16 protein-coding genes and 1 riboswitch are annotated in these 15,240 nt (G+C 38.6%); all 16 genes read right to left on the bottom strand.

Going from position 1 to position 15,240, the window contains the following annotated elements:
- Positions 1-43 precede the first annotated feature (43 nt).
- A complete protein-coding gene (locus FGL72_RS02260) occupies positions 44-379 on the bottom strand; it encodes a MerR family transcriptional regulator (RefSeq protein WP_004900997.1) in 336 nt (111 codons plus the stop codon).
- A 116-nt stretch (positions 380-495) separates the two neighbouring features.
- Entirely contained in the window at positions 496-3,177 is a 2,682-nt protein-coding gene (gene polA / locus FGL72_RS02255; protein WP_004901000.1) for a DNA polymerase I, read from the bottom strand.
- A 78-nt stretch (positions 3,178-3,255) separates the two neighbouring features.
- The gene (locus FGL72_RS02250) at positions 3,256-3,975 is read right to left on the bottom strand and encodes a Bax inhibitor-1/YccA family protein (protein ID WP_004901002.1); all 720 of its coding nucleotides are present in this window, start codon (positions 3,973-3,975) and stop codon (positions 3,256-3,258) included.
- Positions 3,976-4,139: 164 nt separating this feature from the next.
- Positions 4,140-5,474 carry a UDP-N-acetylmuramate--L-alanine ligase gene (gene murC / locus FGL72_RS02245; protein WP_004901007.1) on the bottom strand — a complete coding sequence of 445 codons (1,335 nt, stop codon included), beginning with the start codon at positions 5,472-5,474 and terminating at the stop codon, positions 4,140-4,142.
- The gene (locus FGL72_RS02240) at positions 5,474-5,614 is read right to left on the bottom strand and encodes a hypothetical protein (protein ID WP_004901010.1); all 141 of its coding nucleotides are present in this window, start codon (positions 5,612-5,614) and stop codon (positions 5,474-5,476) included. The genes murC and FGL72_RS02240 overlap by 1 nt, the downstream gene beginning before the upstream one ends.
- 1 nt (position 5,615) lies before the next feature.
- Complete coding sequence (gene ytpR, locus FGL72_RS02235) at positions 5,616-6,272, bottom strand: YtpR family tRNA-binding protein (protein WP_004901012.1); 657 nt, start codon at positions 6,270-6,272, stop codon at positions 5,616-5,618.
- A gap of 81 nt (positions 6,273-6,353) precedes the next feature.
- Positions 6,354-7,028, bottom strand: coding sequence for a 5'-methylthioadenosine/adenosylhomocysteine nucleosidase (locus tag FGL72_RS02230; RefSeq protein WP_004901014.1), 675 nt, complete (start codon positions 7,026-7,028; stop codon positions 6,354-6,356).
- Between the two features lie 45 nt (positions 7,029-7,073).
- On the bottom strand, positions 7,074-7,370 hold the full coding sequence (locus FGL72_RS02225; protein WP_004901015.1) for a hypothetical protein: 297 nt from the start codon (positions 7,368-7,370) through the stop codon (positions 7,074-7,076).
- A 1-nt stretch (position 7,371) separates the two neighbouring features.
- On the bottom strand, positions 7,372-7,923 hold the full coding sequence (locus tag FGL72_RS02220; RefSeq protein ID WP_004901016.1) for an NUDIX hydrolase: 552 nt from the start codon (positions 7,921-7,923) through the stop codon (positions 7,372-7,374).
- Positions 7,924-7,925: 2 nt separating this feature from the next.
- Positions 7,926-8,150 (bottom strand): cold-shock protein, encoded by a 225-nt coding sequence (locus tag FGL72_RS02215; RefSeq protein ID WP_004901017.1) that lies wholly within the window; start codon positions 8,148-8,150, stop codon positions 7,926-7,928.
- Positions 8,151-8,231: 81 nt separating this feature from the next.
- Positions 8,232-9,680 (bottom strand): NCS2 family permease, encoded by a 1,449-nt coding sequence (locus FGL72_RS02210; RefSeq protein ID WP_004901018.1) that lies wholly within the window; start codon positions 9,678-9,680, stop codon positions 8,232-8,234.
- A 56-nt stretch (positions 9,681-9,736) separates the two neighbouring features.
- A riboswitch (purine riboswitch) is annotated at positions 9,737-9,831 on the bottom strand.
- Between the two features lie 18 nt (positions 9,832-9,849).
- Positions 9,850-10,806: a glycosyltransferase family 2 protein gene (locus FGL72_RS02205; RefSeq protein ID WP_085698733.1), complete on the bottom strand. Its 957-nt coding sequence runs from the start codon at positions 10,804-10,806 to the stop codon at positions 9,850-9,852.
- Positions 10,807-10,878: 72 nt separating this feature from the next.
- A complete protein-coding gene (tagD, locus tag FGL72_RS02200; protein ID WP_004901020.1) occupies positions 10,879-11,310 on the bottom strand; it encodes a glycerol-3-phosphate cytidylyltransferase in 432 nt (143 codons plus the stop codon).
- 18 nt (positions 11,311-11,328) lie between these two features.
- Positions 11,329-12,273: a glycosyltransferase family 2 protein gene (locus FGL72_RS02195; protein ID WP_004901022.1), complete on the bottom strand. Its 945-nt coding sequence runs from the start codon at positions 12,271-12,273 to the stop codon at positions 11,329-11,331.
- A 47-nt stretch (positions 12,274-12,320) separates the two neighbouring features.
- The gene (glf, locus tag FGL72_RS02190) at positions 12,321-13,511 is read right to left on the bottom strand and encodes a UDP-galactopyranose mutase (RefSeq protein ID WP_004901024.1); all 1,191 of its coding nucleotides are present in this window, start codon (positions 13,509-13,511) and stop codon (positions 12,321-12,323) included.
- A gap of 151 nt (positions 13,512-13,662) precedes the next feature.
- On the bottom strand, positions 13,663-15,237 hold the full coding sequence (locus FGL72_RS02185; protein ID WP_085698731.1) for a teichoic acid glycosyl transferase: 1,575 nt from the start codon (positions 15,235-15,237) through the stop codon (positions 13,663-13,665).
- Between the last annotated feature and the right edge of the window lie 3 nt (positions 15,238-15,240).

The raw sequence follows: 15,240 nt of genomic DNA, 5'->3' as shown, positions 1-15,240 counted from the left end.
TTTCCCTTTCCTATCTACCATACGACAACAAATGCTATAGAAGCTAACGACCAAATCGTCCAATCTGTGCAAATTCTTTTTGCAATGATCGACGTAATGCTGACTCTGAATCCTGCTTTTCGATTGCTTTACGGCGTTGTTTTGCGAAAATTTCCTGAATATCTTTTATTGAATCACCCGCATCCAAAAAATCTTTAATTTCAAGTAAACGATCAACATCATTAAGTGAATAACGTCGTTGTCCACCTTTACCTCGATTCGGTGCTATTAACTCATTTTGTTCATAGTAACGAATTTGGCGATCTGTCAACAATGTTAATTCACGTACTGTGCCTATGGGTAAAATCGCTAAGTTTCTTCTCAGTTCACGTTCGCTCATTTGACAACCTCCGTTAACATACTTTTATTTTAATGCAAAATGCATTATTTTGCACATACGTGTCAGGTTTTCTAACATAAGAAAAACAGTAAATAAAAAACGTACATACAGTACGTTTATTTGGCATCATACCAAGTATTACCATAATGGCTATCAACTTGCATCGGCACATCCAAAGCAACCGCTGAATCCATTACTCGTGTCACAATGTCTCGTAGCGTTTCAATCTCATCTTCTGGTGCTTCAAAAATAAGTTCATCGTGAACCTGTAGTAGCATATTTGCTTGTAATTGATTGTCTTTCAGAGCATCAGCAACCTTTATCATAGCAATTTTAATGATATCAGCAGCTGAACCTTGAATAGGCGAGTTCATCGCAGTACGCTCCGCAAAACTCCGTAAGTTAAAGTTTTTTGATTTAATTTCAGGTAAATAGCGTCTGCGCTTAGCAATGGTTTCAACATAACCCTGTTCGTGTGCCTGTGCTTTAATTTTTGTCATCCATTCATGGATTTGTGGGAATTCCTTGAAATACGTCTCAATAAATCTTTTGGCTTCAGCACGAGAGATACCTAAGTTGTTTGACAGACCATAGTCGGAAATACCATAAACAATACCAAAATTAACAGCTTTAGCAGTTCGTCGCATCAAAGGATCAACTGGCGCATTATTATCTAAGCCAAAAACCGCACGTGCCGTTTCAGCATGGATATCTTCGCCATTCAAAAAGGCACGCTGCATATTCTGGTCTCCGGTAATATGTGCTAATACGCGTAACTCAATCTGTGAATAATCAGCACCAAAAATCTGCCAGTTAGGTTGACTAGGGACAAACGCACGTCTTATTTGACGGCCCTCTTCCGTACGCATAGGGATATTTTGTAAATTAGGATCAACAGAAGATAGTCGCCCTGTTTGCGTCAATGTTTGTAAAAAACGCGTATGAATTTTACTATCTTCTGTGTGAACAACCGCTAATAACCCTTCAACATAAGTAGACTTTATCTTAGCTAATTGACGGTACTGCAAAATATGCTCGACAATTGGTGCTTGTGATGCCAGTTTTTCCAACACATCAACAGCTGTAGAATAGCCTGTTTTAGTTTTTTTAATAATCGGTAAGCCCATTTTTTCAAAGAGTAGTACGCCTAACTGCTTTGGTGAATTTAAATTGAATTGCTCCCCAGCTTCAAGATAGATTGCTTCTTCTATCGTATGAATACGTGCTTCTAAATCTTCTCCAATTGCTTGTAAACGTTTTCGGTCAATCTTAAAGCCTTGGTACTCCATCTCAGCCAGAACATGAGCTAAAGGCAACTCAATTTCTGTATATAAATGAGTTTGTTGATGACTCTGCAGTGCTGATAAAGCAGGCATTTCTAGCTGTATCAAGGCATCAGCTTTATGTGCTAAATGCATGAGGACAAGTCCCTCATCATCAGGAACAGCATATTTAGCACCTTTACCATAAATTTCTTCGTCTTCAGTCAAATAAACGTCAAATCGCTGTGCTAATGTAGACATCTCATTATCATTATCTGTTGTATCAAGAAGATAAGCGACTAATAAAAAGTCAAATTGCGCGCCTTTTAAGGTGACCCCTAACCGTTTAAACAGAATTAACTGTGCTTTGACATTGAAGACATTCTTCTTAATGTCCCCATTTTCGATGACAGCACGTAATTCTGGTTTCTGTAACAACGACATATCTCGACTAGCATAATAACCAGTGACGGGATTCCCAATCACAAAACCAATCATATCAGCTGTATGATAATTTGAACCACTCATCTCAATATGAACCGCCACCTTATCAACCATCATGGCGATTGCCCGTAAATTATTTTCATTTAAGGTAACAACTGATAAGGGCCGCTCTGTCGATTGATTATGGCTCACTAATTGTCCTGACTTTTGACTGGCTTTAATTTTAGCCAGCTGCTTTTTGAAATCAATATTTTCATAGAATGGTACAAGCTTATCATAATCGATACCACGGTACTCTAACTCTTCTAATGGCAAATCCAGCGTCGCATCAGTCAGAATTGTTGCCAGTTGTCGGGCACGAAAGGCTGATGCTTGATCGCTAATTAAGTTTTCTTTCATTTTTGAAGGCTTCATATCATCGATATGACTGTAGAGGTTATCAATATCGTGATAGGTCTTCAACAGTTTTAAAGCTGTTTTTTCACCAATTTTAGTGACACCTGGGTAATTATCTGATGTATCACCAGTTAACGCCTTTTTCTCAATAATCTGGCTTGGCGTCAGTTCAAATTTTTCCATAATATAGTCTGGGGTAAAAGCTTCAATTTCTGTGACTCCCTTTTTCGTGACATTAACAGTAATATTGTCAGTTGCCAATTGCGTTAAATCTTGGTCTCCCGTAACAATAATGACGTTGTAACCAGCCTGTTCACCCATACGAGAAAAAGTACCAATGATATCATCAGCTTCCAACCCCGGTTGTTCATAGTTTCGTAGACCATGTAATGCAACCATTTCACGAAGATATGGAAATTGTTCAGTGAATTCTGAAGGCGCTTTAGAGCGGCCATCTTTATACTCAGAAAACAGTTCACCACGAAAAGTTGTCTTACCTGATCCCGCATCCCATGCAACAACAGCCAAATCCGGTTGCATGGGATCAACAATTTGATCTAGAAAATTATTAAAGGCCACAAGCGCATTTGTGTGTAAACCCTTATGTGAAATCATGCGATCCAGCTGATTATACATTGCATAAAATGCCCGAAAAGCTAATGAATTCCCATCAATTAAAAGTAGTTTTTTTGTCATTTTATATTCCTTTACCTACTTTCTAGTGTAACAAAAAAACAGCCTACAGGCTGCTTTTACTTGATAAATTGTGGTAACTTAATCTCTTGATCCACCAGCAACACCAAAGATGCGAACAAGTGCAAAGAACAAGTTAATAAAGTCAAGGTACAAACGTAACGCACCATTAATTGCTAAACCGGTTGTATCTGCTTGACCAGCAAACTGACTGTACATCACTTTGAGCGACTGATTATCATATGCTGTATAAAGTGAAAATACAATAACACTGACAAACGAAATCAACAACGACACGATACCATTTGGGAAAAACATATTAATCAACATGGCAACAAACAAACCAATCAGCATGCCAAACAGTGCCCCGCCCATACCGCTTAAGTCGCGCTTAGTAAAGACACCGTAGAGTGCCATACCGCCAAAGACTGCGGCCGCAGAAACAAAGGCCATCATGATTGAAGCACCAGTATAAATGGCCAATAATAAGCCGACGGTTAAACCTTCAACGACAGCGAAAGCCATTAATAAACCAAATGCTCTTGCTGGGTTCTTAAAAGTTGCGCGTCCAATCATTGTGATAATCAACAATTGAATACCCAATAAAGCCAATGTGCCAATTAAATTACCAGCAATCAAAGCGTAAACTTGTGCCAAAAAGAACTTTTGTACAATGAATCCGGTCAGCGCAGTTACTAACACAGCAAGTCCCATAAAACTATATGTTTGTTTAAAGAATGCCCGCATACCAGCGTCCATCCCCGTCACATCACGACGTGTATTAAAATTAAAATTATCCATTCGAGTCTCCTCACATTACATTTTGTTCCCCAGTTGTTTCTTCGAGTAATGGATTTACTCCAGTTACCATTTCTGGTTATCTCCATTATACCAAAATATATATTAAAGATACATTAAAGCACTTAGTATATCGCGAATCCGTTCATACTAAGTGCTCACTTTGATTATTGTAAGTCTGTACGTAACTGCCCTAATAATTTTTCATAAGCAAATTCATATTTTTCAATATCACCAGCGCCCATGAATACCATTACAGCGTTTTCATATGGCATTAACAGGCTCATGTTGTCTTCTTCAATAATGCCACCGAATTTGCTAATTTCAGCACCGATTTCTGCGGAAGTCACTGCCCCTTGTTTTTCTCGTGCCGATCCAAAAATATTTGCTAGATATACTTTGTCGGCTGCTTCCAAACTTTTAGCAAATTCATCCTTATAAGCAATTACACGTGAATAAGTATGTGGCTGAAAAATTGCGATGATTTGCTTATTAGGATACTTTTGGCGAGCAGCATCCAAAGTCGCATCAATTTCAGTTGGGTGATGTGCATAGTCGTCAATTACAGTAATATCAGCGATTTGCTTTTCGCTAAATCGCCTTTTTACACCTTGATATGTCATCAAAAATGATTTGATTAAACTTAAGTCCATTTTTTCCATATAGGCAACCGCAATGACAGACAACGCATTCAAAATACTATGTTGCCCAAATAGTGGTACTGAAAACTCGCCGAGAGATTGTCCTTTAAAAACAACGTCAAAATGCGATCCTTGCGTTGATTTTCTAATATTGGTTGCCACAAAATCATCTTGCTCAGAGTTAGTGCCATAATAATAGACGTCTGCTTTTGGTTGCAATAAACGCAAATGGGGGTCATCTCCCCATGCAAAAATAGCCTTTTTTACATGGTTTGCAAAATCAGAGAAGGCACGTGTGACGTCATCGATATCTTCATAATAATCTGGATGGTCAAAATCGATATTTGTCAAAATTGCATAATCAGGCGCATAATCCTTGAAATGTCGTCGATACTCATCCGCTTCAACAACAAAAAATTGAGAGTTTGGTACACCACGTCCCGTACCATCTCCAATAAGGTAAGAGGTGGGTGCAATATTTTTAACAACGTGTGCTAATAGCCCCGTCGTTGACGTTTTGCCATGCGCACCGGCTACTGCAATAGAAGTCGTTTGTGCAATTTGTTCTTGTACAGCATCTGGGTAACTTATCATTTTAACACCCAAAGTTAAGGCACGTTGAACTTCAACATGATCGTCATTAAAAGCATTGCCTCGTACGAAGATAGCATCAGCGTAGCGGTCGACGTTATCCGCCGAAAAGGGTAAAATCTTAATTCCTGCAGCCTCAAGAGGTGCTTGCGTGTACGTATAGCTATCAATATCAGATCCCAAAACCGTATTTCCTTGGTCATGTAAAATCTGTGCTAATGGTCCCATGCCGGTCCCTTTAATGCCAATAAAATAATATGTTTTTGTCATTATTTCTCCTCATTTGGCACAAAAGTAAAGTATTGTAGTTCACCTTTACGCAATTCAAATATTAATCGCTTATATGCTGTATTTTCATCATTTAATGTACGATACACACGTGGTGCATTTTGTATTCTATCTTTTGCCATATTAATAATCAATATCCACTAAGCCATCACTATAAAGCGTCTGAGCCTTTGTCAAATCAAACGGTTCGCCAATATGCCCAAAATCTTCAGGTAAGACCAAGGCCCCTGGCTTATCTGGTGCACCTGGTATTTGTAATTCACGACCGGATACAATCATACCACTTGATGGCACACCGCGAAGCGCTCCGTCCCAAATAATCGCACCCGAAGGCATCATCGTGCCAGGTTGCGCAATAACAACTTTAATACCCTCTTGCATATTGGGTGACCCTGAAACAATTTGTAGCGTTTTATCTTCAGCCACAGCTGTGGTTGTGACGTGTAAATGATCTGAATCAGGGTGCTTCGCCATCGTCAAAACACGACCAATGACTAATTTACTGGCTGTCGCTGCCAACATTTCTGGAAAACCAGCCATGCTAATCGCTTGATTGATTAATGCCACTTGCTTGTCATTCAGCGCTACGCCACCAGAAATGTTAACTAGTCCCAACTTTTTTCCGAGGCCACGAATATTAAAACCTGTTGCCTCATTTGTCTCATCATTTTGAATACGTGTCACTTGTTCAACTGTCATTACTGATTGCTTTTCAGCATTAGGTGCCAAGACAATCACTAATACATCACCCATTGCGTCATAATTATAGCTTGCTATCATTTTTAAATCCTTAATCTATCAATATTTTATTATTATTTGTTTATTGTACAATAATGATAAAAGGCCGCATAGCGGCCTGTGTTACGCTTTATTATCAAGATATGCCAATAATAACTTAGCTGAGGCTTTACCTGCTTCTATCACATAATCATCAAATACAACACCTGAGTCACCATTAGCTAAATCAGATACGCCACGTAGCACAATAAATGGCGTGTTAAATTGGTAAGCAACCTGTGCTACCGCAGCGGCCTCCATTTCTGCAACAAGTGCATCTGGGAAATGAGACAAAATCCGTTGCTTAGCCTCGTCTTGAACAAACTGGTCTCCTGATACAATTAGGCCCTTTTTAACAGCAGTTAGTTGCTCAAAATCAGCAACCGTATTAATATCTGCTTCATAATACAATGGTTTGTTGGGTAATTGCCCGAAATCATAGCCGAAGACAGTGACATCGACATCAGAGTAGGCAATACGCGTTCCAACAACTTCATCTCCTATTTTCAGAGCTGGGTCTAATGCACCCGCAGACCCTGTATTAACAACTAGGTCAGGCTTGAAATTATCAATCATAACTGTTGTTGCTGATGCTGCTGCTACTTTACCGATTCCAGATTCAGTTAAAATTACTTCATGATTTTTGTACCGTCCAGTGGTAATTTCAGTACCACCATGTTGTTTCGTTTTTGTGTCTGACAAAGCAGCAAGAAGTGATATTTTTTCTTCCGCCATTGGCGTGATAATGCCGATTTTCATAGTGTGTGATACCTTTCATTTTTTGGTCTATCAAATGTTTCAAGCTTAATGTACGAAAAAAAAGTACGCATACGTTGCGATAATTAACAGCAACAAAATAATAATTGTGACATTGTAGCGATGTGTGAGTCTTTTTGATTTACCATTAGGCGTTAGCTTACCATCAGAACCCAGTTCGTAACGGCCTTTACGTGTTAGACGCATTTCTTCTCGTGTCTCTGGTGAGACAACAGTTATTGGTGTTGGATGTGCTTTTGCATAAGCTTTTTCAACACGAATTCGTTCTTTTTCTCGTTGCTTTTGCGCTTTTTTTGCTGCTCTACGTGATAGTTCTTCAGACATACTAACCTCGTATATACGACCAATACAAGAAAGCTGTCAAAGTTTTCTGATCGTTTATTTTGCCCTGTTCAAATAATAATTGCATGTCATCAAAAGATAGTTCAATAATATCTAATGATTCACCAAAATCACGTGCCAATTGGTCAGATGGCGCAACTGGTTGTAACTGGCGCGCCAAATACAAATGCATGTAGGCGTCAGAAAAACCGACGGTCTCGTAAAAACCCGTGATGTGCTCAATGATGCCTGCTGACATACGTAATTCTTCATTTAACTCACGTCGTACAGCATGTTCAGGTTGATCAAAATCACGTTCATCTAACTTGCCTGCCGGTATTTCGAAAATAAAATCACCAATTGTGGCACGATACTGTTTTTCTAAAATGATATGATTATCATCTGATAAGGCTAATACAGCAATCGCCGGCACGTGGCGCACAACATCGCGCTGTGCATACTTACCATTGGTTAATTGCACTTTTTGCTGAGACACACTAAAAATGGGTCCCTGATAAACAGTGTTTTGCTGAACTAACGTTTCGCGTTCTGCCATGATTACACTTCTGAAGCTTTCTTCATTATTGGTTGGACCTGTGCTGCTTGAGGTGCCTTATAGCCTTGTACTAAAACATAGCTAACCTTTTCTCCCTGCTTAAGTGCCTTAAAACCAGGCATATCAATGCCATTAAAGTGCACAAACACATCTTCACCACCGGCATCGGGCGTAATATAGCCATAACCACGTTCTTTTTGCCAAATTTTTACTATTCCTGTTTTCATAATATTATTGTATCAAAAAAACCACCATTTAGGCGGTTTTCTTTTGATAAATAGCAGACAAGGATGTTCACATTAATCTGATTACATGAACGCAAGGACAATAAAATTAATTAAGAAAAATGCAGAAACAATCAATAAGACAGGTGAAATGTCCTTAAACTTACCTAAGGCAAGCTTAACGATAATAAAGAACAAAAAGCCGGCAGCAATACCATAAGAAATTGAATAAGAAAAAGCCATGAAAACGGAGGTGAAAAATGCTGGTACAGCCACTTCAAGATTTTCCCAGGAAATTTTCTTAAATTCCCCCATCATCATTATGCCAACCAAAATCAACAGTGGTGCTGTCGCTGCTGATGGCACAACACCGACAAATGGTGCGAAAATAATCATGAGCGCAAACCCTGCTGCTGTGACCACATTTGCTAGACCTGTACGTGCCCCTGCAGCAACGCCTGCTGCAGATTCGATAAATGTTGTTGTATTAGACGTCCCAGCAATACCAGCAAAGGCTGTCGTAAATGTATCAACGACTAACGCACGATCCATTTTCGAATTAAAACCTTTGTCTTCTTCAAATGCTTTTGTATCAGACTTAGAAAAGATACCTGTCTGGTTACCAATTCCTATCAAAGTACCAATGGCATCAAATAATCCAGTTAATCCCATGGCAAAAATTGTCACGATAGCTAGCGATGCATGATGCCAATCTGAAAATAGCGAACCAATGCCTTTCGAACCCAGTGCTTGACCAAACACTGTCCCGAGTGAGCTAAAAGCAGAGCCAATAGATGTACCTGGCGCAATATGTGTGTTTGTTACACCCATTGGAATTCCAATAACTGTTGTGACAACTAGTGTTATTAAAAAAGCGCCAGGAATACGACGAATAACTAAAACAAGCAATAAGATAAAGCCAATTAAAGCCAGTAACACATCTGGTTGATTAAATTTTGTCAATTCTGGTGTCACACCACCATTAGCTAACAGTGTGTGGATGGCACCGGAAGCTTTACCGGTAAAAGGCTTGTCATTTAGTGTTTTGATATTTGCTGCATCAACTAAATAATTAATAAAACCAGCATTTTTCAGACCAATATAAGTCACAAACAGACCAATACCGCCGCCGATGGCCGCTTTTAATTCAGTTGGAATGCCTTTTACAATGGCACGTCGACCATGAGTTAATGTAATAATAATATCAACAACGCCGACCAAGAAAACAACGGCCAAGGCCTGTTGCCAACTGAAGCCAAAACCAAAAACAATGGTGTAAGTAAAATAGGCCTGCATACCAATACCTGGTGCTAGGGCAAATGGCACATTAGCAAAAATACCCATAAACAATGTACCAAAAACAGCAACCAAAATGGCGGCCAAAAAAACAGCCTGTGCTGGTATACCAGCTTGACCCAATATTTGTGGATTCAAGAAAAAAATGTAAGCCATGGAGACAAAGGTTGTTATTCCCGCAACAATCTCCCGACGCAAAGTGGTTTTATTTTCAGTTAATTTAAAAAATTTAGACATGATGCTTAATTCTCCCATTGACACAAAAGTTCGCCCACCAAAAATCATGATGGGCGAACCAAATTCATATTTTTGATAGTCCAACATAGGTGTTGGCTAGAAACAATCGGCCATTATCCGATACTATATCAATTATTTTTCACTAAATATTATTCTAACACTGATGTTATTATTTGTTAAGCAGTTGATCATTCGAATACGTCACATATTCGATGCTTGGATGAAACCATAGGCCCTGGTATGTGCCCTTAATAATGATACTGAGTTTCTTTTGCCGATAAGTAATCCTTGGTAAAAACAATGTTTTTAGAAAATCAAGTGAACTATGGGCTAATGTTTTGAAGAGTTTGATGTTTGACTGCCGGCGTCTGGCAGTCAAAATCCGATTACGATATTCATACAAATAACGTGGTAAACGTTCTTCTGTTGTTTCCCCAACAATATCACCAGGCTTCGCATTGCTTTTGCTTTCATGAACAACTACGGAGTCTCTAACGAAATAGCCTGGCATAACCCGCGTAGCACGTTCTGTGAACTCAATATCGTCTCCCCAAATAAAATATTCTTTTTGTGGTAAACCAATTTTTTCGATTAATTCACGCCGAAAAATTGTTGAAACAAAAGTAGCATGCTTAATTGCAATTAAATTATCCTGACTCACTTGCAGTATATTGTTACTGGTATTTAACGCCCCTGGCACATTCATTTTTGACCAATTGCCGTCTAGCCATTCTACCTTGCTAGCACCCCAACCAGCTCTGGGTACGCTATCAAACATTAAGAGTAGCTTAGCTAGGGCATCACTGCGTGGCATCGAATCATCATCCATAACCCAAACAAAGTTATCACGCGTTTGTTCATAAAATTGACGTATTCCTTGATTAAATCCGCCGGCACCGCCTAAATTTTTCTCAAGATGAACAACCAACAAGCGGTCATCATTTAAAGTATCCAAATACTCGTGTGTGCCGTCTGTACTCGCACCATTGATAACAATCACATGTTTTAATGCAGTTGTGGTTTGTAACAAAACTTTGGCAAGGGATGACTTAAGCAGTGTGAGACGATTGTACGTCACAATAACTGCTGTCACTTTTTTCTGCATATTCGTTTCCTCTGGGTTCATATCAAGTCCTTTGAACTGAAATGATTTTTTACCATCATCTACCAATAAAAAAAGACGGTATGCGTCTTTTAATTACTTGGCCTTGGAATCATAATTTGTCGCCAAATCTTTGGTGTTCAAATCCTGCTTAATTTGGGTTGTTGAAATTTCTGGCGTTCTTGGCAAATAAACAACATTGGCATCAGTCTGCTCTTGAATAAAGTCAAATTTGCCCTGCCAATCATCACCCATGACAAAAGTATCAACTTGATAAAGCGACACATCAGTAATTTTTTGGTCCCATGACGTTTCAGGAATTACTAAATCAACATACCGAATTGCCTCTAGCAGCTGTTTACGCTTTTCATATGAAAAATATGTTTTCTTTTGCTTTTCATGCCAGTTAAATTCATCTGTTGACAAAGCGACGATTAAATAATCGCCCAATTCTTTAGCACGTTTTAATAGGTTGATATGACCGTAATGTAGCATATCAAAAGTACCATATGTAATAACTCGTCTCACAATTAATCCTTCTTGTCTCTATTTTTCTTCTTTTTTAACGTAAATCGGGCGACGTTTTGTCTCTAGGAAGATAGCCGCAATATATCGACCAATAACACCTAAACTCAATAATTGAATGCCACCAATAAATAAAATAATTGTGACCATTGATGGCCAACCTGCAACACTATGATTATCAATTAGCGCACGACAAACAATAAAAATAGCACTTAAAATAGATAAACAAAATGATGTAAAGCCCACTACTGTGATGAAAGTCAGCGGCACTGTTGAAAATGATACAATACCCTCAATGGCATACTTCGTCAATGCCCAAAATGACCACGATGTTTCACCTTCAACACGTTCACGATTTTCAAACGGTAGATACTTTGTTTTAAAACCAACCCAACTAAAAATGCCCTTGCTAAACCTTTGATTTTCGCTCAAGTCCAAAACGGCATCAACCATTTGCCGTGTCATCACACGATAGTCACGCGCACCGTCCACGAGTTGCGTTTGGCTAATCTTATTCATCCAAACATAGAACTGTTCTGAAAACCACGACCGCAACCGTGCTTCCCCTTTGCGATCAGCTCGTCTAGTCCCGACAGCATCGTACTCACCAGCCATCACAGGTGACAACATATCTGGTAACAATTCTGGTGGATCTTGTAAATCAACATCCATCACTGCAACAAAATCACCATCTGCTTGTTGTAATCCTGCATACAATGCAGCTTCTTTACCAAAATTTCTTGAGAAACTCAAAAAATGAACGTTGCTATCTTGATTTGATAACGTTCGTAATATGGACAGTGTCTGATCTGTTGAGCCATCATCAACAAAGTGATAGTGTAGTGTCACTGGTAACGATTGTTTCAAAGACTGGACTGCATCATAAAATATTTGAATCGTCTCTTCTTCGTTATGAACAGGCACCACTATTGAAAATATTGGTTGACTATTTTTTACTTCTTGCATTGTATACAAACCTGCTAATTTATCCTATGTACGCCTAAAAAGGCATATTATTTAGTAACATCATGCGCAAAGTTAAACGATTCTGGCACATTAAACTCTTCACGGACTGTGTTTAAAGCGTCGTTAAATACTTGATCCATATCAAAGTAACGATACTTACCGAGTCGACCACCAAAAATAATTTCTGGGTGATTTTGACGTGCCTCTTTGGCATATTGCTTATATATTTGTGTATTTTTATCGTTGTTCACTGGATAATAAGCCTCCTTTGAACGATTCCATTCTTGTGGATATTCACGTGTAATAATTGTTTTGCCTTCATCCGCAAGGCCATCAAAGTGCTTCCACTCCATTACACGTGTGTAGGGAGTTTGGGCATCAGTATAGTTAATTACCGCATTGCCTTGATAATTTTCAGAATCAATTAATTCATGTTCAAATCGCAATGAGCGGTATTCCAGCTCACCAAATTTATAATCAAAGAATTGATCAATCATCCCAGTATACAAAACACGTGGAAATTCAGCTAATAATTCTTCTTTATGGTCAAAAAAATCAGTGTCTGTCAAAACATCTACTAAGCCATCAGCCTCAGATAGCATTTGCTCAAAGATTTGTGTATACCCGCCGACCGGAATACCTTGATAGCGGTGATTAAAATAATTGTTGTCATAAATAAAACGCACTGGCAAACGCTTAATTATGAAAGCTGGCAATTCTGTTGCCGGTCTACCCCACTGCTTTTCAGTGTATCCCTTGATCAGCTTTTCATAGATATCTGTCCCAATCAAAGAAATGGCTTGTTCTTCTAAGTTGCTAGGCTGTTTATCCCCAAGGTCTTTAAGAGCGACTTGCTTTTGTGCCTCAATTTTAGCTTTAGCCTCGTCGGGTGTCTTCGTTCCCCACATCTGGTAAAAAGTGTTCATATTGAATGGCAAATTATACAGTGTGCCTTTGTAATTCGCAACAACTTGATTTTGATAACCATTAAATGAAGCAAACCGACGAATATAATCCCAAACTTCCTTATTGTCAGTGTGGAAAATATGCGCACCAAAATCATGCACGGTGATACCATGTTCTGTATGTGTGTGCATGTTTCCGGCGATATATGGTCGCTTTTCAATCACTAGTGACTTTTTCCCACGTTTAGCTGCTTCATAAGCAAAAATCATTCCAAACGGCCCAGCACCAACAATTAGGTAATCATAATTTTTTGTGTTAAATTTATTTGTCATTATATCTCCGTACAGTGCAAGCAAAAAGCAGTGCGCTTGTTTTATAGTTTATTTAATTAATTAATCAACATGTCATTGCAAACAGATAAAAAAGTATTCTCAATCATGAGAATACTTAATATATTATATCATAGATTGATTTTACACATGTTTACTCTAAGTTTTTTAAACGCATCAGCACGTAAGAATCATTATTGCCATTTCTGGCCGTTTCGTCTATGCGGTAATTATTAAACAAGGGTTGCTGCAAATGACTATCAATAGCACGATTAATTTGTTGCTTTAATAACGTGGCATCATTTTCTGGTGGGGTATTTAATTTTATAATAACAAATTGAACTTGTTTCTGACGCATCGTGTTGGCAAAAGCATCGTACATTTGAGGCAGTTGTTGATAGCTCATATTTAATCTATGCCAAAAGCGGGTTGTTGGTAAGGCCTGCGCGGACAAGTAAAATCCCTTATCCAATGAGTTAATCATAATCATTGTCGGTTGTTGCCTACTATCGGTATTTTTTCTCATAGCTGTGGCAAATTGTGGTTGTGCCACATAACTTTGTCCGTCGATGGCAGTTTCTTCATTGCTGATTACCAACCTGCCCAATGCGGATCTATTATTAACCATAGGCAAAATAAGAAGTAGCGCTGTCATGAGCAAAGGTATTTGGGCTTGGACAGTCGGTCTCATGAGTGATTCAGGTAATCTAATTGATGCTATACGCAGTAAAGCAATAGCTAAGAAAGGTAACCATACAATATTATAATAATCAATGACCCAATGTTGCATTGCCACAAAAAAGAGACTACTTAGGAATAATACAATTTCAAGAATCATATTTTCACGGTTATAAATGGCTTTTAACCAACCAAAAATAATGAATGCACTGACAAATGGGTGTAACCCTACTTCTGTGGCAACAAGAAGTAATAAACGCCACAATTGCATCAAAATTATTTGATCTGTTTTCCCGTATGACGTTAAATTTTGAACAAAATAGATATTAATTAAATCATCTAATGCATGGTGGTAAAGAAAGTAAACTACAACAAGCATGCTAATCGTCAGGAAACCGGCAAGAGAAGCAATAACTACTCGCAAGAGTCTTCTAAAATCATATTGACGTAATAATTCAATAGCGACCCATATAAAAAACGCACAAAATGCGCCAATTAGGGAATATTTATTCCAAAAAACCAGGCTGAGGTTTAACCCTAAAAAGTAATACACAGTCACAGGAATAGTAGACACGTGTCTATGATAATGATTAATAATATACAGTAAATACAAAACTGAGGTGAAAGCAAATTCTTCTGGTGCACCACTTAGCCCAAAGGCGCTCGTTGAAATTAGAGCTAGTGGCCCAAACAATGCCGCCCACTGTGGCGCTATCATCTCACTCGTCATATCTTTTGCTATACGATAACTAATGATGTAAGTACATAGCAAGTTCAAGCATTGAACAATAAACACCCCAAAAAAGTTAGTTTCTTTGAATAAAGCGCCTAAAGCAAACACCGCATATAGGACTGGTCCACGTTGGTCAATGACATCACGATACGGTACAACACCATGCAGCATAGATCTGCCCATAGTTAACATAGCATTACTATCATCCCATGGATTTGTTCGGAATAACGGTGAGGAGCCTACCGTCAGCAAAGTCACCACTGCCAAAATAATTATAGGCACCCAAAATTTCTCAGAATAACGTATACGATTTTTCATTTA

The sequence above is a fragment of the Leuconostoc citreum genome (genome assembly GCF_007954785.1).
Taxonomy (GTDB): Bacteria; Bacillota; Bacilli; order Lactobacillales; family Lactobacillaceae; genus Leuconostoc; species Leuconostoc citreum.
The sequence above is the reverse complement of the archived record's forward strand: the minus strand, read 5'-3'. Positions and strand labels throughout refer to the sequence as shown.

Excerpts from the sequence above, each read along its gene's own strand:
- FGL72_RS02260 (WP_004900997.1), bottom strand. The coding sequence starts at position 379 with ATGAGCGAACGTGAACTGAGAAGAAACTTAGCGATTTTACCCATAGGC.
- polA (WP_004901000.1), bottom strand. The coding sequence starts at position 3,177 with ATGACAAAAAAACTACTTTTAATTGATGGGAATTCATTAGCTTTTCGG.
- FGL72_RS02250 (WP_004901002.1), bottom strand. The coding sequence starts at position 3,975 with ATGGATAATTTTAATTTTAATACACGTCGTGATGTGACGGGGATGGAC.
- murC (WP_004901007.1), bottom strand. The coding sequence starts at position 5,474 with ATGACAAAAACATATTATTTTATTGGCATTAAAGGGACCGGCATGGGA.
- FGL72_RS02240 (WP_004901010.1), bottom strand. The coding sequence starts at position 5,614 with ATGGCAAAAGATAGAATACAAAATGCACCACGTGTGTATCGTACATTA.
- ytpR (WP_004901012.1), bottom strand. The coding sequence starts at position 6,272 with ATGATAGCAAGCTATAATTATGACGCAATGGGTGATGTATTAGTGATT.
- FGL72_RS02230 (WP_004901014.1), bottom strand. The coding sequence starts at position 7,028 with ATGAAAATCGGCATTATCACGCCAATGGCGGAAGAAAAAATATCACTT.
- FGL72_RS02225 (WP_004901015.1), bottom strand. The coding sequence starts at position 7,370 with ATGTCTGAAGAACTATCACGTAGAGCAGCAAAAAAAGCGCAAAAGCAA.
- FGL72_RS02220 (WP_004901016.1), bottom strand. The coding sequence starts at position 7,923 with ATGGCAGAACGCGAAACGTTAGTTCAGCAAAACACTGTTTATCAGGGA.
- FGL72_RS02215 (WP_004901017.1), bottom strand. The coding sequence starts at position 8,150 with ATGAAAACAGGAATAGTAAAAATTTGGCAAAAAGAACGTGGTTATGGC.
- FGL72_RS02210 (WP_004901018.1), bottom strand. The coding sequence starts at position 9,680 with ATGTCTAAATTTTTTAAATTAACTGAAAATAAAACCACTTTGCGTCGG.
- FGL72_RS02205 (WP_085698733.1), bottom strand. The coding sequence starts at position 10,806 with ATGAACCCAGAGGAAACGAATATGCAGAAAAAAGTGACAGCAGTTATT.
- FGL72_RS02195 (WP_004901022.1), bottom strand. The coding sequence starts at position 12,273 with ATGCAAGAAGTAAAAAATAGTCAACCAATATTTTCAATAGTGGTGCCT.
- glf (WP_004901024.1), bottom strand. The coding sequence starts at position 13,511 with ATGACAAATAAATTTAACACAAAAAATTATGATTACCTAATTGTTGGT.
- FGL72_RS02185 (WP_085698731.1), bottom strand. The coding sequence starts at position 15,237 with ATGAAAAATCGTATACGTTATTCTGAGAAATTTTGGGTGCCTATAATT.